This window comes from Arthrobacter sp. B0316-5-4 (genome assembly GCF_059090325.1).
In genome coordinates, this window is sequence record NZ_JBNHFN010000001.1 from 165009 (window position 1) to 191559 (window position 26551).

Annotated in this window: 25 protein-coding genes and 1 tRNA gene; 4 read left to right on the forward strand and 22 right to left on the reverse strand. The window is 62.5% G+C overall.

The window, feature by feature from the left end:
* Positions 1 to 2: 2 nt before the first annotated feature.
* The 22 genes from AC5RU9_RS00760 to argS all read right to left on the reverse strand — a co-directional run bounded on the left by AC5RU9_RS00760 (position 3) and on the right by argS (position 23262).
* Positions 3 to 287: a F0F1 ATP synthase subunit epsilon gene (locus AC5RU9_RS00760; RefSeq protein ID WP_026540143.1), complete on the reverse strand. Its 285-nt coding sequence runs from the start codon at positions 285 to 287 to the stop codon at positions 3 to 5.
* A gap of 1 nt (position 288) precedes the next feature.
* Entirely contained in the window at positions 289 to 1740 is a 1452-nt protein-coding gene (gene atpD / locus AC5RU9_RS00765; protein WP_014922173.1) for a F0F1 ATP synthase subunit beta, read from the reverse strand.
* 84 nt (positions 1741 to 1824) lie between these two features.
* Complete coding sequence (locus AC5RU9_RS00770; protein WP_211711548.1) at positions 1825 to 2715, reverse strand: F0F1 ATP synthase subunit gamma; 891 nt, start codon at positions 2713 to 2715, stop codon at positions 1825 to 1827.
* A gap of 76 nt (positions 2716 to 2791) precedes the next feature.
* The gene (atpA, locus tag AC5RU9_RS00775) at positions 2792 to 4429 is read right to left on the reverse strand and encodes a F0F1 ATP synthase subunit alpha (RefSeq protein WP_211711786.1); all 1638 of its coding nucleotides are present in this window, start codon (positions 4427 to 4429) and stop codon (positions 2792 to 2794) included.
* A gap of 85 nt (positions 4430 to 4514) precedes the next feature.
* Complete coding sequence (locus AC5RU9_RS00780) at positions 4515 to 5342, reverse strand: F0F1 ATP synthase subunit delta (protein ID WP_494014978.1); 828 nt, start codon at positions 5340 to 5342, stop codon at positions 4515 to 4517.
* Positions 5342 to 5899 carry a F0F1 ATP synthase subunit B gene (locus AC5RU9_RS00785; protein ID WP_211711546.1) on the reverse strand — a complete coding sequence of 186 codons (558 nt, stop codon included), beginning with the start codon at positions 5897 to 5899 and terminating at the stop codon, positions 5342 to 5344. The genes AC5RU9_RS00780 and AC5RU9_RS00785 overlap by 1 nt, the downstream gene beginning before the upstream one ends.
* A gap of 51 nt (positions 5900 to 5950) precedes the next feature.
* Positions 5951 to 6169, reverse strand: a complete 219-nt coding sequence (atpE, locus tag AC5RU9_RS00790; protein WP_011775261.1) for an ATP synthase F0 subunit C — start codon at positions 6167 to 6169, stop codon at positions 5951 to 5953.
* Positions 6170 to 6249: 80 nt separating this feature from the next.
* Positions 6250 to 7050, reverse strand: coding sequence for a F0F1 ATP synthase subunit A (atpB, locus tag AC5RU9_RS00795; protein ID WP_211711545.1), 801 nt, complete (start codon positions 7048 to 7050; stop codon positions 6250 to 6252).
* Between the two features lie 81 nt (positions 7051 to 7131).
* On the reverse strand, positions 7132 to 7467 hold the full coding sequence (locus AC5RU9_RS00800; protein WP_494014979.1) for a hypothetical protein: 336 nt from the start codon (positions 7465 to 7467) through the stop codon (positions 7132 to 7134).
* Positions 7454 to 7945 (reverse strand): Cg1360 family ATP-synthase-associated protein, encoded by a 492-nt coding sequence (locus AC5RU9_RS00805; protein WP_211711543.1) that lies wholly within the window; start codon positions 7943 to 7945, stop codon positions 7454 to 7456. The genes AC5RU9_RS00800 and AC5RU9_RS00805 overlap by 14 nt, the downstream gene beginning before the upstream one ends.
* 119 nt (positions 7946 to 8064) lie before the next feature.
* The gene (locus tag AC5RU9_RS00810; protein ID WP_494014980.1) at positions 8065 to 9180 is read right to left on the reverse strand and encodes an MraY family glycosyltransferase; all 1116 of its coding nucleotides are present in this window, start codon (positions 9178 to 9180) and stop codon (positions 8065 to 8067) included.
* Between the two features lie 282 nt (positions 9181 to 9462).
* The gene (locus tag AC5RU9_RS00815; protein WP_211711541.1) at positions 9463 to 10419 is read right to left on the reverse strand and encodes a glycosyltransferase; all 957 of its coding nucleotides are present in this window, start codon (positions 10417 to 10419) and stop codon (positions 9463 to 9465) included.
* Positions 10420 to 11205 (reverse strand): WecB/TagA/CpsF family glycosyltransferase, encoded by a 786-nt coding sequence (locus AC5RU9_RS00820; protein WP_494014981.1) that lies wholly within the window; start codon positions 11203 to 11205, stop codon positions 10420 to 10422.
* On the reverse strand, positions 11202 to 12026 hold the full coding sequence (locus AC5RU9_RS00825; protein WP_494014982.1) for an L-threonylcarbamoyladenylate synthase: 825 nt from the start codon (positions 12024 to 12026) through the stop codon (positions 11202 to 11204). Before AC5RU9_RS00825 ends, AC5RU9_RS00820 begins: the two co-directional genes overlap by 4 nt.
* 12 nt (positions 12027 to 12038) lie before the next feature.
* Complete coding sequence (gene prmC / locus AC5RU9_RS00830) at positions 12039 to 12911, reverse strand: peptide chain release factor N(5)-glutamine methyltransferase (RefSeq protein ID WP_494014983.1); 873 nt, start codon at positions 12909 to 12911, stop codon at positions 12039 to 12041.
* Positions 12912 to 12954: 43 nt separating this feature from the next.
* The gene (gene prfA / locus AC5RU9_RS00835; protein WP_211711537.1) at positions 12955 to 14028 is read right to left on the reverse strand and encodes a peptide chain release factor 1; all 1074 of its coding nucleotides are present in this window, start codon (positions 14026 to 14028) and stop codon (positions 12955 to 12957) included.
* A gap of 254 nt (positions 14029 to 14282) precedes the next feature.
* On the reverse strand, positions 14283 to 16445 hold the full coding sequence (gene rho / locus AC5RU9_RS00840) for a transcription termination factor Rho (RefSeq protein ID WP_494014984.1): 2163 nt from the start codon (positions 16443 to 16445) through the stop codon (positions 14283 to 14285).
* Between the two features lie 300 nt (positions 16446 to 16745).
* Positions 16746 to 17720, reverse strand: coding sequence for a homoserine kinase (gene thrB / locus AC5RU9_RS00845; RefSeq protein WP_494014985.1), 975 nt, complete (start codon positions 17718 to 17720; stop codon positions 16746 to 16748).
* A 2-nt stretch (positions 17721 to 17722) separates the two neighbouring features.
* Positions 17723 to 18826 carry a threonine synthase gene (gene thrC / locus AC5RU9_RS00850; protein ID WP_211711534.1) on the reverse strand — a complete coding sequence of 368 codons (1104 nt, stop codon included), beginning with the start codon at positions 18824 to 18826 and terminating at the stop codon, positions 17723 to 17725.
* The gene (locus AC5RU9_RS00855; protein WP_211711533.1) at positions 18827 to 20143 is read right to left on the reverse strand and encodes a homoserine dehydrogenase; all 1317 of its coding nucleotides are present in this window, start codon (positions 20141 to 20143) and stop codon (positions 18827 to 18829) included.
* Positions 20136 to 21608 (reverse strand): diaminopimelate decarboxylase, encoded by a 1473-nt coding sequence (gene lysA, locus AC5RU9_RS00860; protein WP_494014986.1) that lies wholly within the window; start codon positions 21606 to 21608, stop codon positions 20136 to 20138. The genes AC5RU9_RS00855 and lysA overlap by 8 nt, the downstream gene beginning before the upstream one ends.
* Before the next feature lie 4 nt (positions 21609 to 21612).
* Complete coding sequence (gene argS, locus AC5RU9_RS00865) at positions 21613 to 23262, reverse strand: arginine--tRNA ligase (protein ID WP_494014987.1); 1650 nt, start codon at positions 23260 to 23262, stop codon at positions 21613 to 21615.
* A 245-nt stretch (positions 23263 to 23507) separates the two neighbouring features.
* On the opposite strand from argS, the gene AC5RU9_RS00870 reads away from it, so the two are divergent.
* The 4 genes from AC5RU9_RS00870 (at position 23508) to AC5RU9_RS00885 (ending at position 26530) form a co-directional block, all read left to right on the forward strand.
* Positions 23508 to 23984: an FMN-binding protein gene (locus AC5RU9_RS00870; RefSeq protein WP_494014988.1), complete on the forward strand. Its 477-nt coding sequence runs from the start codon at positions 23508 to 23510 to the stop codon at positions 23982 to 23984.
* A 5-nt stretch (positions 23985 to 23989) separates the two neighbouring features.
* Positions 23990 to 24862 carry an FAD:protein FMN transferase gene (locus AC5RU9_RS00875; RefSeq protein ID WP_494014989.1) on the forward strand — a complete coding sequence of 291 codons (873 nt, stop codon included), beginning with the start codon at positions 23990 to 23992 and terminating at the stop codon, positions 24860 to 24862.
* The gene (locus AC5RU9_RS00880; RefSeq protein ID WP_494014990.1) at positions 24859 to 26361 is read left to right on the forward strand and encodes an FAD-dependent oxidoreductase; all 1503 of its coding nucleotides are present in this window, start codon (positions 24859 to 24861) and stop codon (positions 26359 to 26361) included. Before AC5RU9_RS00875 ends, AC5RU9_RS00880 begins: the two co-directional genes overlap by 4 nt.
* Before the next feature lie 96 nt (positions 26362 to 26457).
* Positions 26458 to 26530 (forward strand) — tRNA-Arg (locus AC5RU9_RS00885).
* The last annotated feature ends 21 nt before the right edge of the window (positions 26531 to 26551 follow it).

Here is a 26551-nt window from a genome sequence, read left to right on the forward strand (position 1 = left end):
TGCTATCGGATCCCCGCTGTAGCCGCTTCGCCCAATTTGGCGTTGTCAGCAACAATGACCACACGATCGTTGTCAACGGAGAAGAATCCGCCGTCGACAACTACCGCAATTCGGTCTCCGGAAACCGGCTGGATTGCCAGCTCGCCCTCGGCCAGGATGGCCAGGAGGGGCGAGTGGCCCGGCAGGATTCCGATTTCACCATCGCTGGTGCGGGCCTTCACCATCTTGGCCGCCCCGGACCACACGAAGTGGTCCGCTGCGACAATCTCAACCTCGAGCTCAGCCATACTACTTGGTCTGTTCCTGGATCTTGGCCCAGTTACGCTCGACGTCATCCAGGCCGCCGACGTTGAAGAACGCCTGCTCTGCAATGTGATCCAGCTCGCCGTCGCAGATAGCGGTGAAGCCTTCAACAGTGTCCTTGATGGACACAGTGGAGCCCTCGACGCCGGTGAACTGCTTGGCGGTGTAGGTGTTCTGGGAGAGGAACTGCTGGATACGACGTGCACGCGACACGACGATCTTGTCTTCTTCGGACAGTTCGTCGACACCGAGGATGGCGATGATGTCCTGGAGTTCCTTGTTCTTCTGCAGGATCTGCTTTACACGGACAGCCGTGTTGTAGTGGTCCTTGCCGATGTACTGGGGATCCAGGATACGGGAGGTCGACGTCAGCGGGTCAACGGCCGGGTACAGACCACGGGATGCGATTTCACGGGAAAGTTCCGTGGTCGCGTCGAGGTGTGCGAAGGTCGTGGCCGGAGCCGGGTCGGTGTAGTCATCAGCAGGCACGTAGATGGCCTGCATCGACGTGATGGAGTGACCCTTGGTGGAGGTGATGCGCTCCTGGAGCAGACCCATCTCATCAGCAAGGTTCGGCTGGTAGCCCACGGCGGACGGCATACGGCCGAGCAGCGTGGAAACTTCCGAACCTGCCTGCGTGAAGCGGAAGATGTTGTCGATGAAGAGCAGCACGTCCTGGTTCTGGACATCGCGGAAGTACTCCGCCATGGTGAGCGCCGACAGAGCGACCCTCAAACGCGTTCCCGGCGGCTCATCCATCTGGCCGAACACAAGGGCGGTGTCCTTGAGGACGCCTGCCTCTTCCATTTCAACCCAGAGGTCGTTGCCCTCACGGGTACGCTCGCCGACACCGGCGAAGACGGAAGTACCACCGAAGTTGCGGGCAACACGGGTGATCATTTCCTGGATCAGAACGGTCTTGCCAACGCCGGCGCCGCCGAACAGGCCGATCTTTCCACCCTTGATGTACGGGGTGAGAAGGTCGATGACCTTGATGCCGGTCTCGAGCATCTCCGTGGAGCCCTCGAGGGAAGCGAAGGACGGAGCCTTGCGGTGGATCGGCCAGTAGGCGTCAGCCTTGATCTCGGACTCTTCGACGTCCAACGGCTTGCCGAGGACGTTGAAGATGTGGCCCTTGACGCCGTCGCCGACGGGCACGGAGATCGGTGCGCCGGAGTCCTGCACGGTAGTACCGCGGACAAGTCCGTCGGTAGCCTGCAGGGAGATGGCGCGAACGAGGTTGTCACCCAGGTGCTGGGAGGTCTCGAACGTGATGGTCTTGGTCTGCCCATTGAGGGTGATCTCAGTGGTCAGAGCGTTGTAAATCGACGGGATTGCGTCAGCCGGGAATTCGACGTCGACAACCGGACCAATAACACGGGCAATGCGGCCGGTGGCACCGGCCGTTGCTACGTGTTCGGTAGCAGTGGCAGTCATCTCTCTCACTTCACTCAGTAGATGGCGTGGGGTTAAGTTTATCTGTTGTTGCAGGTAAGGCTTTACAACCGAAACAGCTGCGGGCTAGGACGCGAGAGCGTCGGCGCCGGCCACGATTTCGGAAAGCTCCTGCGTAATTTCGGCCTGGCGGGCCGTGTTGCGAAGGCGCGTGTACTTCTTGATCAGATCCGTAGCGTTGTCACCGGCCGACTTCATGGCACGCTGGCGGGCAGCGAGCTCGGAAGCTGCGGCCTGCAGCATTGCTGCGAAGATGCGGGATTCGATGTAACGCGGGAGCAGTGCGTCAAGCACCTGCTCAGTTTCCGGTTCGAATTCGTACAGCGGCAACAGCTCGGACTCCGAGGCTGCTTCCTCTTCGACGACCTCCAGCGGGAGCAAACGGATAACCGTAGGTTCCTGCGTCACCATGGACTTGAAGCGGGTGTAGACGACGTGGATCTCGTCCACGCCTCCCTCTTCGAAGTCTGTGGAGAAGTCTTCCAAAAGTGCAGCGCCGACTTCCTGGGCGGTTTCGAATTCCGGTGCGTCCGTGCCGCCGGTCCATACACGGGAGTATGACCGGTTGCGGAAATCGAAGTACGCCTGCGCCTTGCGGCCAACGAGGTACGCTTTGACTTCCTTGCCTTCTGCGTGAAGAAGCTCGAAGAGACCTTCAGCCTGCTTGAGCACGCTGGCCGAGTAGGATCCTGCAAGGCCGCGGTCTGAGGTAATAATCAGGACAGCGGCACGGCGGATCTGCTCCGGCTCCGTGGTCAGAGGGTGATCGATTTCGCTCTGAGTTGCGACAGCAGAAACGGCGCGGGTAATGGCGTTCGCGTAAGGCAGTGAAGCTGCTACGCGTGCGCGGGCCTTACCGATGCGCGAGGTAGCGATCAGTTCCATCGCCTTGAAGATCTTGCGCATCGACGTCGTCGAGCTGATCTTCTGACGGTAGACCCGAATCTGGGCTCCCATACTTATCCTTTCCTATGTTCCCGATGTGCCGCCCTGCCGGGGCCCTTGCGGACCCCGGCAGGGCAGGTTATCGAAACTAGCGCTTCTGCTTGACGATCTTTTCCTGGTCGACGTCGCCGCCGGCGATCGCTGCGTGCTCTTCGTGGCCTGCGCCAACCAAGTGGTTGTCGCCCTGGCCGAAGAAGCCCTTCTTGAAGGAAACGATGGCTTCCTTCAGTGCAGCAGCGGTGTCGTCATCCAGGACGTTGGTCTGGGCCAGCGTGGTCAGGATGGAGGACTGGTGCTTGAGGTGCTCCAGGAACTCGGACTCGAAACGGCTGATGTCCTCAACCGGAACATCATCCAAGTAACCGTTGGTACCGGCCCAGATGGAGACAACCTGGTTCTCGACCGGGAACGGCGAGTACTGGCCCTGCTTCAGCAGTTCCATCAGGCGGGCACCACGGGTCAGCTGCTGACGGGAAGCAGCATCAAGGTCGGATGCGAACATGGCGAAAGCCTGCATGTCGCGGTACTGGGCCAGGTCCAGCTTCAAAGTACCGGAGACCTTCTTCATGGACTTGACCTGCGCAGCACCACCCACGCGGGACACGGAGACACCAACGTCAACAGCGGGACGCTGGTTGGCGTTGAAGAGGTCCGACTGCAGGAAGATCTGGCCATCGGTAATGGAGATCACGTTGGTCGGGATGTAGGCGGAAACGTCGTTTGCCTTGGTTTCGACGATCGGAAGACCGGTCATCGAACCTGCACCGAGCTCGTCAGAGAGCTTGGCACAACGCTCCAGCAGGCGGGAGTGCAAGTAGAAGACGTCACCCGGGTAAGCTTCGCGTCCCGGCGGACGACGCAGCAGCAGTGACACGGCGCGGTAGGCTTCGGCCTGCTTGGACAGGTCATCGAAGATCACCAGAACGTGCTTGCCGCCGTACATCCAGTGCTGGCCGATGGCCGAGCCTGCGTACGGTGCCAAGTACTTGAAGCCAGCGGGGTCGGATGCCGGGGAGGCCACGATCGTGGTGTACTCCAGGGCGCCGTGGTCCTCGAGGGTCTGGCGTACTGCTGCAATGGTGGAAGCCTTCTGGCCGACACCGACGTAGACGCAGCGGACCTGCTTGGTGACATCTCCCGAAGCCCAGTTGGCCTTCTGGTTGATGATGGTGTCCACTGCGATCGCGGTCTTACCGGTCTGGCGGTCACCAATGATCAGCTGACGCTGGCCACGGCCGATCGGGATCATGGCGTCGATAGCCTTGAGGCCGGTCTGCATCGGTTCGTGAACCGACTTGCGCTCGGTAACGCCCGGAGCCTGGAGTTCCAGTGCACGGGTGCCCTCTGCCTTGATCTCGCCGAGGTCGTCGATCGGCTGGCCCAGCGGGTCGACAACGCGACCCAGGAAGGCATCGCCAACCGGAACGGACAGGATTTCACCGGTGCGGTGAACTTCCTGGCCTTCTTCAATACCGGTGAAGTCACCGAGGATAATGACACCGATCTCGCGGACGTCGAGGTTCTGGGCGAGGCCCAGCGTGCCATCTTCGAAGCGAAGCAGCTCGTTCGCCATGACCGAGGGAAGACCCTCAACACGGGCGATGCCGTCACTTGCGGTGGTCACACGACCAACCTCTACGCGCTCTGCGTTACCGGGTTCGTAGGACGCCGCGAACTCGTTCAACGCATTACGGACGTCGTCGGCGTTGATGGTCAATTCGGCCATCTGCAGTCCCTGCTCTCCTGTTTTCGTGATCATCGTTGCTCACGATGACCGGGATTTATATCAGTTAAGTTGTGCTTTGTCTTTGCTAGCCAGCGAGCTGGCGGCGGAGCTCGGTCAGGCGGGCAACAACCGAAGCGTCAAGCACTTCGTCACCGACCTGTACGCGGATTCCACCGATCAGTGCCGGTTCGACATTGACGTTGACCTTCAGTTCGCGGCCGTAGAGGGCATTCAGCCCGGCCTGCAGACGGCTGGCCTGCGTTTCCGTCAACGGACGGGTAACGCTGACGGTTGCAATCCAGCGCTGCTGGCGCTTGGCTGCAAGCTTGGCGAAGGACTCGACGAGCTTGCTCGGCTTGACACCCCGCGGTTTCGTCACTGCCTGGCTGATGAGAACCTTGGCTTCCTCGCTGCTGCCAGGAACAAGCTTCTCGGCCAGTGCGATCTTTGCCGCGGGCGATGCCTGCGGCTCAGACAAAGCACGTTGTACTTCGTGGCTGGAAGCGACGGCCTGGTTGAAAGCAAACAGATCGTTTTCCAGCTCTTCCAGCCCCGTGATACCGGAGGCAGAAACGGCCGACTTGTTTTCAGCTACGGCAATGACCACCGTGGCGGCAAGGGTCTCGAGTGCATCGCCGATATCGCGTGCGGACGCCCAGCGTGAGCTGGCCAACCCGCCTGCAATCTCAGCAGCATCAGCGGAGACTTTCCCGCCAACCAGCTGCTTGACCAGCGCCGACTTCTCGTCTCCGGTACGGGACGGGTCAGTCAGGGCGCGGCGCAAGCCAGCCGAGCTGTCCACCGTTCCCAGGATTCCGAAGAGGTCCTTAGCCAACTGCAGCGAGGCGAAAGGAAGCTTGGCTTCCAGTTGCGCCAGTGCTGTGGTCAGCGATTCGCTCGATATACCTGCCATTACTTAGCTGCACCTGCGCTCTGGGTCTCCAGATCAGCAAGGAAGCGGTCCACAACGCGTGCGGCGCGCTGGTCGTCGGTGAGTGCTTCACCAACGATGCGTCCGGCCAGCGTGGTGGCCAGGGTGCCAACCTCGGAACGAAGCGAGACAACAGCTGCCTGACGCTCCGATTCGATAGCAGCGTGTGCCTGCTCGGTGATCCGGGCGGACTCGGCAGCTGCCTTGGCCTTGAGGTCCGCGAGGATCTGGGCGCCTTCGGCGCGTGCTTCTTCGCGGATGCGGTTGGCTTCGGCGCGGGCGTCGGTGAGCTGCTGCTTGTACTCTTCAAGAGCTGCAGAAGCTTCCGCCTGGGCCGCTTCGGCCTTTGCAATGCCACCTTCGATTGCTTCGGCGCGCTCTGCGAAGGTCTTCTCGAACATCGGGACAACAAACTTGACCACGATGTACAAGAGGACCGCAAAGCCGACGAGGACAACGCCCATTTCCCAGACGTTGGGAACGAGCGGGTTGCTTTTCGCTTCGCCTTCAGTGGCGGCTGAGATGATCAGCTGATTCATATTTCACCCGTCCTATCTACTCGTGCGTCGAATTCGCTTGGGTTCTTATTATTAGGAAAGAACGAAAGCGAAGACGAGGCCGAGGATGGCAAGAGCTTCAGTCAGTGCCAGACCAAGGAACGCGATCGGCTGCAGCACACGCTGAGCTTCCGGCTGACGTGCAACACCGTTGATGTAAGCGGCGAACACGAGACCCACACCGATACCACCGCCGATGGCCGAGAGACCGTAGCCGATGAGGTTGAGGGAGCCGTTGATGGTGCCTTCCATTTTTTCTTCCTTTCAAGATGCCGCCCATGCGGCAGGTTGTTTGGGTTGCTTCATCCCCGCGAGGGGAAGTTTTTGGGAGCCTAGTGGCTGTCGGCGTGCAGGGCGCCTTCGATGTAGATCGCGGTCAGCAAGGTGAACACGTAAGCCTGCAGCGCCATGATCAGCGCTTCGAGCATGTACATCGCCACGGCACCAACGAGGACCAGGACCGATGCGCCCTTGAGCAGGACGTTCTCCTGCATGACCAGGAACTCGATGCCGGAACCGGCAAGCATGACGATCAGGTGGCCGGCCAGCATGGTCGCGAACAGACGGAGGCTGTGCGTGACGGGGCGGACCAGGAAGTTCGAGATGATTTCGATCGGTACGACGATCAGCAGGATGTACCACGGGATGCCCGACGGAACAGTTGCGAGCTTGAAGTACTTCAGGCCATTCTTCTTTACGCCAATTGCGATCCAGGTGAAGAAGACGATGCCGGCCAGCACGTACGCTCCACCAACGTGGGAGAAGCTGGGCAGCTGGATGACGGGGATCGCGCCATAGATGTTGTTGACCAAAATAAAGAAGAACAAGCTGAACAACAGCGGGACATACTTGATGAAGTCCTTGCCGCCGATGATGTCCTTGGCGATGCTGTTGCGGACGAAGCCGTAGGCCATCTCGCCTGCGAACTGCAGCTTGCCGGGAACCAGCTGCTGCTTACGTGCAGCGAGGATAAAGAATGTAGCGATAATGACGACCGATAGGATCACCAGCAGCATCTGCTTGGAGAAGCCATCGTGCGCACCCCAAGGCAGGATTGCCGGCAGGTGCATTTCGTCGATTCCGGGTGGGGTGAAGGACCCCGAATCCTGGGCGGGGAGCGCAAGCGCGATCAACGCGTTTCCTCTCTGCTGTGTCCATCATTGGGCATTGGTTGGAGTCCGGACGCGTTGGACGCATTCGTCATCCATGTGAAATTATTTGGCATTACTGTCCCCGTCCGTGGACGGACCGCTGTCTGCGTTACTCTCGCCAGGAGTGTTACTTTGCCTGGTGAGGCCATGCATATGGGAAAGATAGAACCCTCCTGCGGCTCCCAGCAGAGCGCCAAGGAGCACAATCCAGCGGGTCCCCCACAGATTATCCAGACCCCAGCCTACCAAACTCCAGACAATGATCCCGCCAATGATGTAGCTGAAGACGGCCATGCCGGCGTTATATCCGCCGTCGTTTCCGACGTCGCCGGTTTCGTTGCCACTGGCGGGTTGCTGGGCAGGAAGGGACGGGCGCGAATAGCGCTTACGAGGAGACATCCGGACCACCCTCCTGTTCGGCTGGGTCGTTGTAGATCTGGAGTCGGGCCTTGCTGAAACCGTAGATTTCCGCGGCCTGCCAGAAGACAACGGCGACCACGGCGCCAATCAGGAACCAGCGGTGGTGGAGCCAGTCCGGAGCGCCGAGAACAAAGAGCACTACGGCAAATCCGATCACTTTGATGAAATATGTTGCAACAAAGAGGCCGACTGCGCCGGAAGGGTTGTTACGGCCAACAAAATGGCCGATCAGGAGACTGATCCCGAAGAAGAGCATGACCAGGGCGGCACCGAACGCTACTGAAAGAGCGCCCTGCCCGCCGTTCATGAAGGCCGCGATAACGCAGGTTATGGCTGTTGCTGCCACCGCTGCTGCGGCACTGAGCATGAGCAACCGGAGCCACAACGAAGACTGGCCGCCAACGGATCCAACACCACGTTTACCGGACGGGCGTCCGGTTTCGGCGTTGGATGTCATGGGGATACCAATCCTCGTGGCACAGGTGCCATATTCTCAAAGTGGGGATTTACGGGCGAGTGACTGTCCGCAGTAAGAATTCTACATGAGATAGAACTGTGACTCTAACCGGCCATCATCTACTGCTCCCCCGGCCGGGTCGAGTTCCGGGTGAAGTAGGGCCAGGCCGTGACGGCAGCCATGACGAGCGCGGCCGCTATGACCACGATGAGTACCACCTGCCAGGGAAAGACTGCGAAGGCGACACCGCCAAACGCAAGGATGCAGGTCCACACGTACAGCATGACGACGGCGGTGCGGTGCGAGTAGCCGAGGTCCACCAGCTTGTGGTGGAGGTGGCCACGGTCGGCGGACCATGGGGACTGGCCCCTTGCCGTCCTCCGTATCACTGCCATTCCGAGGTCAAGGAGCGGAAGGGACAGGACGGCGAACGGGAGGAGGATGGGAACCACCGTGGGAATACCGTTTGCGCGGTCGTAGAGGCCGGACCCGATCTGCCCTGTTGCTACGACACCGGCGGAGGCCATGAGCAGCCCGATCAGCATGGCTCCTGAATCCCCCATGAAGATCTTTGCGGGGAACCAGTTGTGTGGCAGGAAGCCGATGCAACTGCCAACAAGGATGGCCATCAGCAGCGTGGCGAGGTCTGAATTGTCTGTGGAGGGGTTGTTGCGGTGGACCCAGTAGGCGGTGAGGAAGAACGCTCCCCCGCCGATGGTGGCGACACCTGCTGCCAGTCCATCAAGTCCGTCAATAAAGTTCACGGCGTTCATGGTGGTGACAATCAGCCCCGCGGTGAGGACGATCTGGACCACCTCGGAGTCCAGGAAGATAGGTTCGGGGATGAACGGGACAACGGACATCCGAACGCCCCAGACGGCCACGATGAGGGCAGCCGCTCCTTGTCCGAGCAGTTTGATCCACCAACGGATGTCCAGGATGTCGTCTGCCACGCCGACGGCCACGATGACTACGGCGCCAACCAGGATCCCCCACGGAGCATCGTTGTGCCTGAAGATGTCTTTGACGAAGAAGGAGTTGCTGGCCACAACGAGCGCAACGAAGAAACCGCAGAAGATCCCCAGGCCGCCAAGCTTGGAAATCAGGACGGAGTGCATGTCACGGCTTCGGATCGGCCGGTACAGCCGCAGTTTGTTCCCGGCTACGCGCGCGCCCCACGTTCCCGCGTAGGACACCACGGCAGCCGTGAGCGCCATCAGCAGATACATGATCATGACGCGGCTCCCGGAAGCTGCCCGCTGGCTGGACTGGAAGCCATGGTAAGCGAACGCGGCCGGTTCCCCGCCTGGATGCCGGGGAATTCCGGGCAGCTCAAGGTGTGGAATTCTGTCTGTGGATAAATGGAACTACTCCGTCGCCATGCCTGCACCGGCTCTGCCGAATGTTGCGGGATTTTCGTGGACTCTTGTCACGATACTAATGCCATCGGCCGTGACCAGCCTGTGACGCAGCCGCAGGACCCCAAGTTGTTTAGCTGCTTTAGCACCGCTTTTTTGTTACCGGACGGGCTGCCGGACATCGCGCAGCGCATAGATCCCCGCCAGCACTTCGGCGTTGGATCGCGGGGCCTTAAGGCCGTCCCGGAGGCCTTTGAAAAGTCCAGCCAACAGTACCTTCCGGTTCTTGGAGGCGGCGATCGTGCGGGTCCAGTTCCGCAGTGAAGCGCCGGTGAACAGTATCTTTTCCCACGGCGCCAGTGCGTTGGACCGCGTGTAGACCCACACCTTGTTGCGTACCTCGTAATAGAAGCGGGGGCCCGGGTCAGCGCCCGCATCTCCAAAGACTTTTGTGTGGTGGTTGGCGACCGACGCGTTTGTGCTCAGTGCAATGCCTTTGCGTGAAACCCTGGCCGTGTACTCGAGGTCATCGTTCCAGATGAAATAGTCGGCAATGGGGAGTCCGTGGCGCCTGATCTCCGCTGCCGGGATCAGGACAGAAACGAACGACGCACTGCGGATTTGCGTGGCGCCCAGTCGGGCAGCGGAGCTTCGGGATTCTTCGCTTGCTCCCATCCGGGGACGCATGCGGTTCATGGGGTGGTCACGGCCGTCGGTCCACACGACGCGGCTGGCGATGAATCCGGGGACGTGTCCCGTGTCCTGGCCATATGCCTGGGCAAGGTCCAGCGCCTCTTGCAGCGCCTGGGGCTGGGGCTCGGTATCGTCGTCCATGATCCACACGTGGTCTGCGCCGTGGTCGAGGACTGCGCGTTCCATCCCGACGGCAAAGCCGCCCGCGCCACCGACGTTGGTATTCAACGTCACCACGTCAGTGGTCACCGGCCCCTGGTAGGTCCGCAGGAACTCCGCAGTTCCGTCTGTGGAGGCGTTGTCGACGACGACGACGGCGTCCGGCACCCGGGTGCCCGAGGCGATCCCTGCCAGGGTTGTCTGGAGCAGTTCAAGCCGGTTATAGGTCACCACGACGGCGACCACAAGGGGTTGGGAGGTCATTCACTGGCCTTTGGTCTGGGATGGTTGGAAGCGGCGGCGAATCAAGAGGCCAGCCAGCTTCCACGGTTCAACAAATACCCTGTAGGCAACCCGCCCCGGATGGAGCAGCAGGCGCCACGCCCACTCCAGGCCCAGGCGTCCGAGCCAGCGCGGGGCCAGCTTCTGAATGCCTGCTACCTGTTCAATGGCACCACCGACTGCGCAATATACAGCCGGCGGCAGCTCCCCGAGCCGTCGCAGGAGGACAGCTTCCTGGAGAGGCATGCCCAGGCCCAGGAGCACCAGTTGGGGACGGAAGTCGCTGAGCCACTTCACTACTGCGTCCTCCGTGGCGCCATCCCAGCCTTCACCCGGCATGCCGTCAACCCGCACTCCGGGAACGATGGATCGCAACCGCACAACTGCCTTCGTGTTGGCCTCACGGCCAGCACCTACCACTGCCACGCGCTGCAATCCGGGCAATTTCCCGAGCTCCGGAATCCAGTCCATGGAGCCGAGCCGGTAGGCCATGGCTCCCTGGCCGAGGGGGCTCAGTTGCTTCCTGTGGGCCAGGCCCCACAGCAAGGCCACAGGCGCTCCGTCCAGCAGGACGATGGAACTGTCCTGGTAGAGGGAGCGGAAATCGGGGCAGGAGTGGAACAGCGTAACGCTGTGGAGGTTGTGACCCAGCACCGTGGCGGTATTGCCCTCCGCAATGAGGCCGCCCATGGCATGAATGAGCTCATCAACGCGCAGCGGAGTAGCGTCGACGTCGAGGACGGGGACGCGCTGGCGGTCGGGAATCATTCGGGCTTGGCTTGGGCTGGAGCGCTTGGTTCCGCGATATCGGCCTCAGGTGACTGCTCGACGGCGGCAGCAACAGGCGCGTCGTCGGCGGCAGTAACCGGCGCGTCGTCGGCGGTGGTTTCCTCCGGTTCAGCCTGCGGTGCCGGGACCTCCCCCAGGGTTTCCCCAAAACCGAGGATGGACGGAACGATTTCACGCAGGCGCTCAAGCTCGATAGCGCCTTGGCGAACCACGCGGAAGGGCGTGGACGTCGCATCGACGATGGTGGACGGCAGCGCTGCGGTGCCCTTGACGGGCCGGAAGCCACCTTCCAGGTAAACCTCTACCGACTCCGCAAGCTGGAGGCGGGCCTCGGAGGCTGTCTGCGCCGCTTGCTGGCCGGTGCGGTTGGCGGAAGAAACAGCGAGCGGGCCGGTGAGGCCCAGAAGATCCAAAGCGATCTCGTCATCGGGCATCCTGAGGGCGACGGTGCCTTTGGTGTCGCCCAAATCCCAGTCAAGGGACGGCTGCGCATGCAGAATGAGGGTCAGGCCGCCGGGCCAGAAAGCCTGGGCCAGGGACCTGGCATCCGCCGGAACATCGGTGGCCAACCCGTCGAGGGCATTGATCCGGGGAATCAGAACCGGTGGAGGCATCTGGCGGCTGCGGCCTTTGGAAGCGAGCAGCATGGTGACGGCCAAGGGTGAAAAGGCGTCCGCACCGATGCCGTAAACAGTGTCCGTGGGAAGCACGATGCACTTCTTTTCGCTGATGGCGCGCTGGGCATGCTGGAGGCCCTCAGTGCGCTGGTCATCGGAAGTGCAGTTGTAGGTTGTGGTCACAGCCCTATTCTTTCACTCATCAGGAGCAGCGCCTGCCAGCACAGCGCTGGTGGCACGTTCCTTGCCGTTCAGGTCAAAGTGCGTGGTGACGTCATTCCAACGTCCCGATCGTCGCAGCATCCCGGCGATCCACGCCGCCTGGACTTCTGCGTGTTCCATCACAAAGTAGCCGCCCGGTTTCAGGAGTCGCGCCGCTGAGGCTGCTGCCGCCGTCGGGAGTTCCATGCCGTCCGCTCCCCCACCGTACAGTGCCTCGGGGGGATCGTGGAGCGCAACTTCCGGTTCTGTGGGTATCGCCTCGGCGGGGATGTACGGCGGGTTGGAAACGACGACGTCGAAGGTGCCGTTGTGTTCGGGCAGGGCATCGCGCAGGTCGCCTTGAACCAGGGCGACCCCCAGCGGCTGGAGGTTCTTCGCTGCCCACGCGTGCGCGAACGGACTGAATTCCACTGCGTGGACGTCCGCCCCCGGGACCTCGTGGGCTATTGAACCTGCGATCGCACCCGAACCGGTACCCAAGTCCACCACTTTGGGGTTTGGCACTCCTGCCAGGTGGTCGATGACCAACTGGACGACCGATTCCGTTTCAGGCCGGGGTATGAACACACCGGGGCCGACGCGCAATTCAAGATAACGGAAGTATGCGACGCCGGTGATGTGCTGCAAAGGGACGCGCCCGGCGCGTTCGGCCACCAGGTCCGCATAGCCTTCCGGGGCAGGATCACTGCCGAGGAGCATGGCACGAAGTCGGCCAAGGCCGACTCCCAGGAGGTGCTCCGCAAGGAGTTCTGCGTCCACGCGGGGCGTGGGAACGCCGGCCGCGGTGAGGACGGCAGTAGCCTCGCGGACAGCGTCCGCGAGGCTCTGGCCTGCATAAAACGTCATTGGTGTCCCTGCTGCGTGTACGGCCCGGTCTTCCTTGCGGAGACTATTCGCCGATGGCGTCCAGGCGCGCCTGCTCGTCAGCTTCGATGGCCGACTGAATGACGGGCTCCAGGTCGCCGTTCATCACGGCGTCAAGGTTGTAGGCCTTGTAACCCGTGCGGTGGTCCGCAATCCGGTTTTCCGGGAAGTTGTACGTACGGATCCGCTCCGAACGGTCCATGGTGCGGATCTGCGACTTGCGCTGCTCGGAGTTGGCGGCGTCGATCTGCTCCTGCTGGTGGGCGAGGAGACGGGCGCGAAGGACGCGCATACCGGCTTCACGGTTCTGCAGCTGGGACTTCTCGTTCTGCATCGCCACAACGATGCCCGTGGGCAAGTGGGTGATGCGGACGGCGGAGTCGGTGGTGTTCACGGACTGGCCACCGGGACCTGACGACCGGTAGACGTCGATCTTGAGGTCGTTCTGGTTGATTTCGAGCTCTTCGGGTTCATCCACTTCGGGGAGCACCAGCACGCCGGCCGCGGAGGTGTGGATGCGGCCCTGCGATTCGGTGACGGGCACCCGCTGCACCCGGTGAACGCCGCCCTCGAACTTCAACCGTGCAAACACGCCCTGCGCGGGATCGTTCGAGTTGCCCTTGATGGCAACGGCAACGTCCTTGTAACCGCCGAGGTCCGATTCGGTGGCCGAGATCATCTCGGTCTTCCAGCCACGGGATTCGGCGTAGCGCATGTACATGCGCAGGAGGTCGCCGGCGAACAATGCAGCTTCATCGCCACCTTCGCCGCCCTTGACTTCCAGGATCACGTTGCGGGCGTCATCGGGATCGCGCGGGATCAGCAAACGGCGCAGCTTTTCCTGGGCGGCGGGAATCTGCTCTTCCAGCTGCTCAACTTCGGCCGCGAACTCCGAATCCTCGTCAGCCATCTCCTTGGCAGCTTCAAGATCATCGTTGAGCCCGCGCCACTTGTTGTAAGCCTCCACAATGCCCTGAAGCTGAGCCGAACGACGCCCCAACTTCCTGGCCGCAGACTGATCAGCATAAACGGCAGGATCGCTCAACTGCGCCTGAATAGCAGCATGCTCATCAAGCAATCCCTGTACGGACTCAAACATTTTCAAACCTCTTTCGACTTCTACAAGTCTAATAACTGCGTCGTGGGGTCACGCACAGCCCATCTGGGGCCCACATGGGGCGTTTCTGACCTCACGTGGTGTCGGGCCAAGGATTCCTTTAAACAAAGACCGCTCAAAATATGCCGGCCAGGGAGTGGCTTCGGGCCTGCCGGAGCCGGGTAGCTTTCGATCGAAGATCGCAAGCTACCCGGCGTAGGGGCGGGGCCGGCATATTTTGAGCGGTTAGAGCACAGCTATTTGTCGTTGTCCGACTTCGCTCCAAGCGTCGTCTTCTGTACCTGCATGAGGAACTCGACGTTGCTCTGTGTTTCCCGGATCTTGTTGGTCAGCAGCTCAAGGCTCTGCTGCTGCTCCAGTCCGGACAGGACGCGGCGGAGCTTCCACATGATCTTGACTTCTTCAGGCGAGAGCAGGTTCTCTTCGCGGCGCGTGCCGGACGCGTTGACGTCCACGGCCGGGAAGATGCGCTTGTCTGCCAGCTGGCGGGACAGGCGAAGCTCCATGTTGCCGGTGCCCTTGAACTCTTCGAAGATGACTTCGTCCATCTTGGAACCGGTTTCGACAAGAGCCGTTGCCAGGATGGTGAGCGAGCCGCCGTTTTCGATGTTGCGGGCAGCACCGAAGAAGCGCTTGGGCGGGTACAGGGCAGCGGAGTCCACGCCACCGGACAGGATACGGCCGGAAGCCGGTGCTGCCAGGTTGTAGGCGCGGCCCAGGCGGGTCATGGAGTCCAGGAGGACTACCACGTCCATGCCCATTTCCACGAGGCGCTTGGCGCGTTCGATGGAGAGCTCGGCAACCGTGGTGTGGTCATCTGCGGGACGGTCGAAGGTTGAGGCAATAACCTCGCCCTTGACGGTGCGCTGCATGTCCGTGACTTCTTCGGGACGTTCGTCAACCAGCACCATCATGAGGTGGACCTCAGGGTTGTTGGTGGTGATTGCGTTCGCGATGGACTGCAGGATGAGTGTCTTACCGGCCTTCGGCGGGGAGACGATCAGGCCACGCTGGCCCTTGCCGATGGGTGCCACGAGGTCGATGACACGCGGACCGATCTTCTTGGGGTCGGTCTCGAGGCGCAAGCGTTCGGACGGGTACAACGGCACGAGCTTGGCGAACTCGACGCGGTCCTTGAGCTCTTCCGGCGTCTTGCCGTTGACGGAAGTGACGCGGACCAGGGCGTTGAACTTCTGGCGGGCCGACTGCTGGCTGCGGTCTTCGCCATCACGCGGTGCGCGGATGGCACCGACGACGGCGTCGCCCTTGCGGAGGTTGTACTTCTTGACCTGTGCAAGCGAAACGTAGACGTCGTTGGCGCCGGGGAGGTAACCGGACGTGCGGATGAACGCGTAGTTCTCCAGGACGTCCAGGATGCCTGCCACGGGAAGCAGGACGTCGTCTTCGGTGACCTCGACGTCGTCAACATCCGGTCCCTGCGCGCGGCCACGGCGGCGTTCGTTGCGGTCGCGGAAACGGTCGCTGCGGGTGTTCCCGTCACGGCTGTCCTGACCTCGGCGGTCGCTGCGGTCGTTCTGGTCGTTGCGGTCACGACGGTTGCGGCGGTTGCGGCGGTTGCCGGTGTCTTCGCCGTCGTTGTTGTCATCGCGGCGGCCACGGGTGTTGTCGCGGCGGTCGCCGGAATCGGCCTGCTCACGCTGCTCGGCGCGGTCAGCACGCTGCTCCGTGCGGTCAGCACGCTGCTCACGCTGCTCCGTGCGGTCAGCACGCTGCTCACGCTGCTCCGTGCGGTCAGCACGCTGCTCACGCTGCTCGGTCCGGTCGGCACGCTGCTCACGCTGCTCGGTGCGCTGCTCAGCGGCCGGAGCCTCTGATACCTCAGCGGGGGCTGCGGCTGCTTCGCCGCGGCGGCGGTTACGGGTGCGGGGCTGGCGACGCTCGGTGCCTGCCTCCGGGGCTTCCGTGGATGCAGGTGCCTCAGCAACCGGTGCAGCTACGGGCTCGGCCGGAGCCGCAGCGGCTTCAGCAGCCGCTACTACGCCGTCGCTGGTGGCGCGGCGGCTTCGGCCACGTCCACGGGCACGGGGGGCTTCCTGGGCCGGGGCTTCAACCGACTGCGCAGAGGCGCCGTTGTCAGAGGCCTTGACCTCCGCTGCCGGAGCTTCCTTGGCTACGGCGGCGTTACCCTTTGCCGTGGCCGTTGCCTTGGCGGGAGCCTTAGCAGTGGAAGTGCCTGCGCGGTGGGCGGAAATGGCCGTGACCAAGTCTCCCTTGCGCATGCGGGATCCCCCGGAAATACCCAGTTGGCTCGCGAGAGCTTGAAGCTGGGCGAGCTTAAGGCCCGCAAGCCCGCTGCTCTTGGTGGTTGCTGCCGTTGACGACTCGGCAGCAGAAGATGTTGTGTCCACAGCTGAAGACAGCTCAGTGGTTTCTGTCACGAAGGATCCTTCCCCCTCGACGGCGTCCAGAGCGAGAGCTGGACGCGATGATTTGTTCTGGGCTGCAGTTCAGATCTGCAGCCTGCGATTTGGCCGTGCCTGATGGATTGTGGCCACCAGGGCCGGATACTGATCGTCATCACTGGATCCAGTTACCCGGACAGCCGGCCGAATGATCAGGAACAGAGAAAGATCTGCGGCACCTGAGGCCGGAAAGAGACGACACCACCAACGTTGGCACAGTTGACGAAAGGTACGGCGAAACTGCCGCGATCCAAAATCAGGGAACTGCCCGCGGTTTTACCGGCGGTGCACTTCCACTCTAGCACCTTGAACGTCTACGGCCAGCGTCATCACACGCCAGCCGACGTCGGGTGTGTTGGCCGCCGTGAATGCCCCAATGAATTCAGCAACAGTCGCGGCTTCGCGTTCGCCGTTAGCCAGCACCATCACGGTGGGGCCGGCGCCCGATACGACAGCTGCATGCCCCGCGGAACGCAGCGCCGAAATGAGATCCGCGCTGGGGCGCATTGCCTGCGCGCGGTAGCTCTGGTGGAGGTAGTCTTCAGTGCCCGGGAGCAGGAACTCAGGCTGCGCAGTCAGTGCGTGGATGAGCAGGGCTGCGCGTCCGGAGTTCATTGCTGCCGCGTGATGGCCAACGGATGCCGGGAGCAGGCCGCGGGCAGTCTCGGTGGACAGTTCGTAATCGGGCACGGCCACCACTGGGATCACGTCGGGTACTACGTCGGCGCGGGTGCTGCTGTACTGCTCGCTGTCCTGCCATGACAGCGCCAGTCCGCCGAAAATCGCCGGTGCGACGTTGTCCGGGTGACCTTCGATCTCACTGGTCAGCTGCAGGATCCAGTCGCGATCCTGCCGGGATTCCTCGGGAACCAAGGCATTGGCGGCCGTCACGGCCGCGACGACGGCCGACGCGGACGAGCCAAGCCCCCGACCATGGGGATTGACGTTGACTGCAGTAATCTTCAGGCCCGAACGCTGGAAGCCCAGGCGATCCAGCGCCAAGTCGATGGCCCGGACCACCAAATGGCTGGCATCGCGAGGGAGGGTATCGGCCCCTTCACCGGAGAGCTCGAACTCGAGCTCTCCGGTGCCAAGGGTTTCCACCGTCAAGGTGTCGTAAATGGACAAGGCCAAGCCGAGGCTGTCGTAGCCGGGGCCCAGGTTGGCACTCGTACCGGGCACCTTGACGGTCAGCAGCTGGCCTGCCGCGACGAGTGCACGATCGGTCGCGGTGGGCTGCGTTGATTCCACTCTTAGTTTTCTTCCAGTCCCAGTTCTGCGGCAACGGTGACGACGTCGTTCGGCACCTTGACGGGCTGGACATCGCTGCCGTCTTCGGTGCGAAGGGCCCACTGCGGATCCTTGAGGCCATGACCGGTGACGGTGATGACGATGGTCTTGCCCGAAGGAACCTCGCCCGCCGCGTGCTTCTTGATCAGGCCAGCAACGCCGGCTGCGGAGCCGGGTTCGACGAAGACACCTTCCTTGGCGGACAACCAACGGTGTGCCGCCAGGATCTCCTCATCGGTGACGGCCTCGATCAGTCCGCCTGATTCGTCGCGGGCCGCTACAGCGGTGTCCCACGACGCCGGGTTGCCGATGCGGATGGCAGTGGCGATGGTGTCAGGCTCGGTGATGGGGTGCCCTGCCACGAAGGGCGCGGCACCTGCAGCCTGGAAGCCCCACATGATGGGGGTCTTGGTGGAGACGGCGGGAAGCGTTCCGTTGGCGGTCTCGAAGGGCGCGGAGTACTCCTTGTAGCCCTTCCAGTAGGCGCTGATGTTGCCGGCGTTGCCGACGGGAAGCACATGGATGTCGGGGGCGTCGCCCAGCGAGTCAACCACTTCGAATGCACCGGTCTTCTGGCCCTGGATACGCGCCGGATTGACGGAGTTCACCAGGAAGACCGGGTAGGCCTCGCCGAGCTTGCGGGCGATGTCCAGGCAGTTGTCAAAGTTGCCATCCACCTGGAGCAAGGTGGCGCCGTGCGCGATGGCCTGGCTCAGCTTGCCCATGGAGATCTTGCCTTCGGGGACGAGCACTGCGCATTTGAGCCCTGCGGCGGTTGCGTAGGCCGCCGCCGAAGCGGAGGTGTTGCCAGTAGAGGCACAGACAACGGCTTTTGCACCGGCTTCCACTGCCGCAGTCATGGCCATGGTCATGCCACGGTCCTTGAAGGAACCCGTGGGGTTCATGCCCTCAACCTTGAGGTACACCTCTGAGCCGGTGAGCTCGGAGAGCTTCTGCGCGTGAACGAGCGGAGTACCGCCCTCGCCGAGGGTGATGACCTTGGTGGCTTCCGTTACGGGCAAACGATCAGCGTATTCGCGGATTACTCCGCGCCATTGGTGAGCCACTTAGACCCCTTCTACCCGCAGTACGGATGTCACAGAATTGATGACGTCAAGGCCCTTTACGGCTTCGACGGTTGCTGCGAGTGCAGCTTCGGATGCACGGTGCGTCACGATTTTCAGCTCCGCCGACTCGACCTTGGAGGCCGCGTCGCGGTGGATTGTCTGGCGCATGGTCTCGATGGACACGCCGTGCTCGGCAAAGATGTGCGCAATGCGGGCCAGGACGCCCGCCTGGTCGGCGACATCGAGGCCAATGTAGTAACTCGTGTTCGAGGCATCGATAGGCAGCGCAGGGACGTGCCCCGTGGTGGTTTCCGTTCGGCCCGGGCCACCCAGCACGAGGCGGCGGGCTGCGGAGACGAGATCGCCCAGCACGGCGGAGGCGGTGGGGGTACCCCCGGCGCCCTGGCCGTAGAACATCAGTTCGCCGGCGTTTTCGGCCTCAATGAACACCGCGTTGAAGGCTCCTCGAACGGCGGCCAACGGGTGCTCACGGGGCAGGAGGGTGGGGTGTACCCGCACCGAAATACCGCTGCCGTTATCCGAAGACTCAATCTTTTCGGCAATGGCGAGCAACTTGATGACAAAGCCCGCCTCCTTGGCCGAGGCGATGTCCGCAGCACTGACCTTGGTGATGCCTTCGCAGTAGACATCGTCCAAGGAGAAGCGGGTGTGGAAGGACAGGGACGCCAGGATGGCTGCCTTGGCGGCGGCATCGTGACCTTCGACGTCGGCAGTAGGGTCCGCTTCTGCGTACCCAAGCCGCTGGGCTTCAGCCAGGGCGTCAGCGAACTGTGCGCCGGTGGTGTCCATCTGGTCGAGGATGAAGTTGGTGGTGCCATTGACGATGCCCAGCACCCGGGTGATGCGGTCGCCCGACAGGCTGTCGCGGATGGGGCGCAGGATGGGAATCGCGCCGGCCACGGCCGCTTCGTAGGAGAGCTGGACGCCTGCCTTGTCAGCCTCTTCGTAGAGGGTGGGGCCGTCCTGGGCGAGCAACGCCTTATTGCCGGTAACCACGCAGGCACCGTTCTGGATGGCCGTCAGGATCAGGGAACGGGCAGGCTCAATGCCGCCCATGAGTTCGATGACGAGGTCCGCATCCTTGACCAGGGTGTCGGCATCAGTGGTGAACAGTTCACGGGGCAGCTCGACGTCGCGCGGTGCATCGATGGTGCGCACGGCAATGCCCGAAAGTTCCAGTCGAGCTCCGCTGCGGGCGGCCAAGGCTTCGGCGTCGTCAATCAGAATCCGCGCAACCTGGGCCCCAACGTTGCCACAGCCCAGCAGGGCCACCTTCAAGGTTTGCACTTCAGACATTCGCCACTCCCATGTCGCGGTTCAAGAGATCTTCTTCGGTTTCCCCGCGGACAATCAGCCGGGCGGCTCCGTCGCGTACAGCGACAACGCCAGGCCGGGCCAGGTAGTTGTAATTGCTGGAGAGGGCCCAGCAGTAGGCGCCGGTACCCGGTACTGCGAGCAAATCACCGGCTGCCACATCCGCGGGCAGATATACATCTCTAACAACTATGTCGCCGCTCTCGCAATGTTTGCCCACTACGCGGGACAGCTGCGGAACGGCCGTGGAGTCGCGTGAAGCCAAAATTGCCGAATAATCCGCGTCGTACAGCACCGGACGGGCGTTATCGCTCATCCCGCCGTCCACCGACACATAGCGTCGCGGATACGTAACGTTCTCCTCCCCCGTTTCACTCTCCGGGGCGTCGACGCGGACCGTTTTGAGCGTGCCAACTTCATAGAGCGTGAAGGTACTGCTTCCCACAATTGCGCGTCCTGGTTCGATGGAGATCCGTGGCGCAGTGATGCCCAGTTGGGCACACGTGGAACGAACGACGTCGGCCATGGCCTGCGCGATCTCCGCGGCCGGCCGGGGCGTGTCCACAGGCGTGTAGGCGATGCCGTAGCCTCCGCCGAGGTCGAGTTCGGGAAGCGTGATGGAGTATTTCGCCTGCATGGCGGCAAGAAAACCGAGGAGTTTCTCCGCAGCCAAGGCAAAGCCGTCAGGCTCGAAAATCTGTGAGCCGATGTGGCAGTGCAGGCCCAACAGCTCGATGCTGTCGTAGGCGGTGGCCGCAGCCACTGCTTCTTCTGCTGCCGAGAGCCCTGCTTCCTCGGTGGAGTCCCCCGCCATGGAGAGGCCGAACTTCTGGTCCTCGTGGGCAGTGGCAATGAACTCATGGGTGTGGGCGTGAACGCCCGGGGTCAGCCGCAGCATGACTTTGGCTGTTTCGCCCCGGCTGGAGGCGATCTTTGCCACCCGTTCCAGTTCATCGAGGCTATCCACCACGATCCGGCCAAGGGACATGTCCAGGGCACGGTTGATTTCCGCGTCGGATTTGTTGTTGCCGTGCAGCCCAAGGTTGGGACCCTCGATCCCCGCGCGGGCGGCAACTGCAAGCTCACCCCCGGAACAGGTGTCCAGGCGGAGGCCCTCTTCAGCCACCCAAGTGGCCACTGCAGTGCACAGGAAGGACTTACCTGCGTAGTAGACGTCCACTCCCCCGCAGATGTCAGCGAAAGCTTCGTCGAAGGCATCCTTGAACGCCCGGGCGCGGGATCGGAAATCCGACTCGCTCATGACGAACAGCGGTGTACCGAATTGTTCCTTCAGCGCACTGACGGCAAGGCCGTCGATGGTGACCTCACCGGCGTCGTTCTTCTCCACGCCAGCAGCCCACATGGGTGACTGCAGGGCGTTGAGGTCTTCGGGGACGGCCAACCAATCCGGAGCGAGCGGTGAAGCGTGTGCAGCGTTTGTGTTCATGGCCCTACATCCGTTCCGGCGCCGAGACGCCCAGCAGTTCGAGTCCGTTGGCCAGCACCTGGCTGGTGGCGTCGTTCAACCACAGGCGGGTGCGGTTGACGTCCTGGACGGGTTCGTCGCCCTGCGGCGAGACACGGCAGGCGTCGTACCAGCGGTGGTAGGCGCCGGCGATGACCTCGAGGTGGCGGGCCACCCGGTGGGGTTCCCGCAGTTCGGCAGCTTTCGCAACGATCGACGGGTAGCTGCCCAAATAGGAGAGCAACTCGTTTTCCGTGGCGTGGTCCAGCAGCGACGCGTCGAAGACAGAACGGTCCACGCCGGCCTCCTCGGCGTTCCGTGCCGTACCGCGGGAGCGGGCGTGGGCGTACTGCACGTAGAACACTGGGTTCTCGTTGCTGTGCTTCTTTAACAGTTCCGGGTCCAGAGTCAGGGGGGAATCTGCGGGGAAGCGGGCCAGGGAGTAGCGGACAGCGTCCTTGCCGAGCCAGGAAATGAGGTCCTTGAGCTCAATGATGTTGCCCGCACGCTTGGACAGCTTGGCGCCGTTGACGGACACCAGCTGGCCGATCAGGACCTCAATGTTGACTTCGGGGTCGTCACCGGCACACGCGGCAATGGCCTTCAAACGGTTGATGTACCCGTGGTGGTCCGCGCCGAGCAGGTAGATCTTCTCGGTGAACCCGCGGTCCTTCTTGGACAGGTAGTACGCGGCGTCCGCTGCAAAGTAGGTCGGTTCGCCGTTGGCACGGATCATGACGCGGTCTTTGTCGTCGCCGAAATCGGTGGTGCGCAACCAGACGGCACCGCCGTCGTCGAACACGTGGCCCTGCTCGCGAAGGCGCGCCACGGCGGATTCGATCGCACCGGCGTCGTGCAGTTCCTTCTCGGAGAAGAAGACATCGAACTCCACGCCAAACCCGGCCAGCGTGGTCTTGATGTCCGCCATCTGGGCCTCGTAGGCCGCAGCGCGGATGACCGGCAGCGCAGCCTCGTCCGTCAGTTCGCGGACATCCGGGTGGGCTTTCAGAACCTCGTCGCCGAGTTCCCGGATGTACTCGCCCGGGTAGCCGCCTTCGGGGACTCCACGGCCGCGCAGCCGCGAAAGCACGGAGTTGGCGAAGACGTTCATCTGCGAACCGGCGTCGTTGATGTAGTACTCGGCGGTGACGTCGGCACCGGAAGCCCGGAGGACACGGGCGATCGAATCGCCCAAGGCAGCCCAGCGTGTGTGCCCGATGTGCAAAGGACCGGTGGGATTGGCTGAAACGAATTCCATGTTGACCACGCGGCCCGCGAGGGCCTGGTTTGTCCCATAGCTGGTACCGGCCTCAACAATGGCTTTGGCCAAGGCACCGGCCGCAGCGGCATCGACTGTGATGTTAAGGAAGCCGGGACCGGCGATATCAACGCCCGTTACCCCGGGAATGGCCTGCAGCCGGTTGCTGAGGATGGTGGCGAATTCGCGGGGATTCATGCCGGCCTGCTTGGACAACTGCAACGCAATATTGGTGGCCCAGTCTCCGTGGTCCCGGTTCTTGGGTCGCTCCACCCGCACGGCGTCTGGCACGGACGTTTCCGTCAACGCGATTTCGCCGGCAGAGACGGCGTCCTTGAGGCAGGCGGATATGGCAGCAGAGAGTTCTTCGGGAGTCACGGATCTAGCCTACCGGGGGCCCGCAAAGTCGCGGAATTGAGGCTGCCGTATGTGGATACTTTCGACACAGCCTTGGCACAGGTTCGACTGGCGGCCGGCACAGACTGAACCATTAGGCTCATTTCAACGTTATGAACACGTAAGGGGACGGCCCGAGCGGCCTCCCCGGACAAGCAAGGACTTTGGAGTCATTGCCCCTTATGCATACCGGTCCAGTCGAACGTCCAGTTGAAACGAGTAGAACCATGACTACGCCACTCCGGAAGAGCCTCTACGTTGGATTTGCCGGCCTCTCCATCATCGGGACGGCCGCAGCCTGCGCCCCCAAAGCCGAATCACCGTCCGTGGAGACTCCCGCTGCCCAGAACGGCGGCCAGGTCTCAACCACCGCTCCGTCGTCACAGGCTGCCGCAGCCGGCGGGCAGTCCAGCTACAAGGACGGCACCTACAGCGCGGATGGAACCTATACCTCCCCGAACGGCCAGGAAACGGTTGGCGTAGAGCTGACGCTGGCTGCGGACAAGGTCACTGCGGTCAACATCACAACGCATCCCTCGAATCCGAACACCAAAAAGTTCCAAGGCGAATTTGCCAGTGGCATCGCGGGCCAGATTGTCGGTAAGGACATCGATGAACTGAACGTCTCCAAGGTGGCTGGTTCGTCCCTGACCTCCGGCGGCTTCAACGATGCCGTGGAACAGATCAAGTCCCAGGCCAAGTAGCAGCCATGCCGCACCCAGGCTGGAGCCTTTTCGGCTTCGAGGGGATCGGTACCCAGTGGGAAATTTCGACGCCGGACGCCCTGGCCGCCGGGGTCCGGAACCAATTGCTTGACACAGTTTCGGCTTACGACGAAGTGTGGTCCCGGTTCCGGCCGGACTCGCTGGTGTCCAGCCTGTCCCGCAGCCCTGGGCGCATCACGCTTCCTGATCACGCACGTGGCTTGCACAGGGTCTATTCGGCCCTGTACCGGCTCAGTGGTGGAAGGATGACGCCGCTTATCGGGAGCAGCCTTGAGCGGCTCGGCTACGACGCCGTTTACACCTTGGCAACCTCGGGCAGCCCGCAGGCCCCACCCCCGTGGGAAGGCACCCTGGAGTGGACAGGCCGGGAACTCATGGTCACCAAACCAGTGGTCCTGGACGTCGGCGCCGCGGGGAAGGGCCAGTTGGTGGATCTCCTGGGGGACGTCCTGCAGGCTTCCGGCCATACCGATTTCCTGGTGGACGGCAGCGGCGACATGCTGCATGCCGGTACGCATCCGGTCATCGTTGCGTTGGAGCACCCGTACAACCCAAAGCAGGCCATTGGCACCGTGGAACTGGCCAACTCCGCGTTGTGCGCCTCGGCATCCAACAGACGCGCCTGGGGTGATGGGCTGCACCATGTACTGGATGGCGCCACTGGCAGGCCCATCGAGACCACTGTTGCGACGTGGACCATGGCTGCGAGCGCCTTGGAGGCGGATGCGCTGGCCACGGCATTGTTCATGGTGGATCCGGGGCCGTTGGAGGACGAGTTTGAGTTCTCGTGGCTCAAGGTGTCATCGGCGGGTGCTGCCACGTATTCGGCGGTATTTGAGGGGAGACTGTTTTCATGATTGCCGCTAAGTCCCGACTGGATACCTGGTTGGGCCGCTTCACCATGTACCGCTTGATTCTCTGGGTCCTTGGCATCCTGGTTGCCTACAGCATGGTCCTGAACGTGCTGGGTTGGCTGACGTTCGGCATCCCGGAGATGCTGGTGCACCTGGTCCTCTGCGTTGGCCTGACGTACTTGTCCAACCGCCTGCTGGCCTTGGTGTTCCGTGTCAGGCCGCACTCGGAGTCCTCGCTCATCACAGGGCTTCTGCTGTACTTCCTGTTCTGGCCGGCGTTCGGGGCAACTGACATGGCCGGGGTGGCGCTGGCCTGCGTGTTGGCGAGCGTTTCCAAGTACGGGCTGGCTTTCCGTGGCCGGCACATCTTCAACCCGGCCGCGGCCGGTGCTTTCCTGGCTGGCCTGACGGGCCTGAACATCGCGACCTGGTGGGCTGCGACTCCGGCGATGCTCTGGCTCCTGGTGCCCGGGGTGCTGGTCGTCCTGTACCGCACCTGGAAGATGCTCATGGCCACGGTGTTCCTGATAGCCGCCACCGGGATCATCACCACTGAACTCCTGAGCCGCGGCATGACGTTCGGACAGGCCCTGTGGCAGCCCCTGGCTCAGCGTCCCTTGCTGTTTTTCGTGGGATTCATGCTTTCGGAGCCACTCACCCTTCCTCCCCGACGCTGGCAGCAGTTGGCGCTTGCCGCCGTCGTGGGTGTTGTCTTTGCTGTCCCCTACAACCTCGGTTTCGTTGCCAACTCCCCGGAATTGGCGTTGCTGCTTGGCAACCTCATCGCGTTCTTCCTGGGCCAGCGGGGCGGTGTCGAGCTGGTCTTCAAGGGTTCGCGTGCTTTGACGCCGGGGAGCACGGAGTTCAGGTTCGAACCTCAGCGGCCTGTCAGGTTCGCCGCAGGCCAGTTCATGGAATTGAACCTGCCGCATTCCGGCTCCGATGGGAAGGGTCGTCGCCGGGTCTTCAGCATGACCAACCCGCCGGGCGCGGCGGAGGTGACGTTCGGCGTCGGCACGGCTGAGCCGTTGTCCACAGCCAAAAAGGCATTGTTGGCGCTTAGTCCCGGAGATACCGTCTCCGCGACGGCGGTGGGTGGTGACTTCCTCCTCCCGCACGACGCCGGCAAACCAGTCCTGCTGGTGGCGGCAGGGATCGGGATCACGCCGTTCCTGTCGCAGCTTGCGTCCGACGCGGGACAGCGGGACACGGTGGTGCTGTACCTCGCCAAAAGCAACGCCGAATTGGCCGGAACCAGCCAGCTGGAAGCCTCAGGGGCGAAAGTTATTGCCCGGCTCGCGGACGGTTCCACTCCCCCGGAATTCATGCACGACGCCGGAACGTCACGGATCGATGCAGGGCGCCTGAAGGAGCTGGTGCCGGATATCGACGAACGGGAGGTGTTTGTCTCCGGTTCGCCCTCAAGCGTGGACTCGCTGCGGGCGGCCGCCCGCGGTGCAGGTGCCCGACGCGTTCATGTGGACTCATTCGCGGGGTACTGAACAAGTCCTCACCAACGCGGGGTTGCGGTTTTCATTTGCGGGTCAGTGGCTGCTAAGCTCTAGGACGTCCCACCGGCAACGGAGGGAACCCTGGATGCCCTCGTAGCTCAGGGGATAGAGCGTCTGCCTCCGGAGCAGAAGGCCGTAGGTTCGAATCCTATCGAGGGCACAACGAAATACCCCGCCAGCC

Coding starts and splice junctions, on each gene's coding strand:
- AC5RU9_RS00770 (WP_211711548.1), bottom strand. CDS start 2,715: ATGGGAGCCCAGATTCGGGTCTACCGTCAGAAGATCAGCTCGACGACG.
- atpD (WP_014922173.1), bottom strand. CDS start 1,740: ATGACTGCCACTGCTACCGAACACGTAGCAACGGCCGGTGCCACCGGC.
- prmC (WP_494014983.1), bottom strand. CDS start 12,911: ATGACGTTTTATGCAGGCCAGAGCCTCGCGGACGCTGTCCGCGAGGCT.
- AC5RU9_RS00820 (WP_494014981.1), bottom strand. CDS start 11,205: ATGATTCCCGACCGCCAGCGCGTCCCCGTCCTCGACGTCGACGCTACT.
- AC5RU9_RS00815 (WP_211711541.1), bottom strand. CDS start 10,419: ATGACCTCCCAACCCCTTGTGGTCGCCGTCGTGGTGACCTATAACCGG.
- AC5RU9_RS00875 (WP_494014989.1), top strand. CDS start 23,990: ATGCCGCACCCAGGCTGGAGCCTTTTCGGCTTCGAGGGGATCGGTACC.
- prfA (WP_211711537.1), bottom strand. CDS start 14,028: ATGTTTGAGTCCGTACAGGGATTGCTTGATGAGCATGCTGCTATTCAG.
- atpA (WP_211711786.1), bottom strand. CDS start 4,429: ATGGCCGAATTGACCATCAACGCCGACGACGTCCGTAATGCGTTGAAC.
- AC5RU9_RS00760 (WP_026540143.1), bottom strand. CDS start 287: ATGGCTGAGCTCGAGGTTGAGATTGTCGCAGCGGACCACTTCGTGTGG.
- AC5RU9_RS00810 (WP_494014980.1), bottom strand. CDS start 9,180: ATGATCATGTATCTGCTGATGGCGCTCACGGCTGCCGTGGTGTCCTAC.
- atpE (WP_011775261.1), bottom strand. CDS start 6,169: ATGGAAGGCACCATCAACGGCTCCCTCAACCTCATCGGCTACGGTCTC.
- AC5RU9_RS00780 (WP_494014978.1), bottom strand. CDS start 5,342: ATGGCAGGTATATCGAGCGAATCGCTGACCACAGCACTGGCGCAACTG.
- AC5RU9_RS00870 (WP_494014988.1), top strand. CDS start 23,508: ATGACTACGCCACTCCGGAAGAGCCTCTACGTTGGATTTGCCGGCCTC.
- AC5RU9_RS00785 (WP_211711546.1), bottom strand. CDS start 5,899: ATGAATCAGCTGATCATCTCAGCCGCCACTGAAGGCGAAGCGAAAAGC.
- AC5RU9_RS00855 (WP_211711533.1), bottom strand. CDS start 20,143: ATGTCTGAAGTGCAAACCTTGAAGGTGGCCCTGCTGGGCTGTGGCAAC.
- lysA (WP_494014986.1), bottom strand. CDS start 21,608: ATGAACACAAACGCTGCACACGCTTCACCGCTCGCTCCGGATTGGTTG.
- AC5RU9_RS00805 (WP_211711543.1), bottom strand. CDS start 7,945: ATGACATCCAACGCCGAAACCGGACGCCCGTCCGGTAAACGTGGTGTT.
- AC5RU9_RS00880 (WP_494014990.1), top strand. CDS start 24,859: ATGATTGCCGCTAAGTCCCGACTGGATACCTGGTTGGGCCGCTTCACC.
- AC5RU9_RS00800 (WP_494014979.1), bottom strand. CDS start 7,467: ATGTCTCCTCGTAAGCGCTATTCGCGCCCGTCCCTTCCTGCCCAGCAA.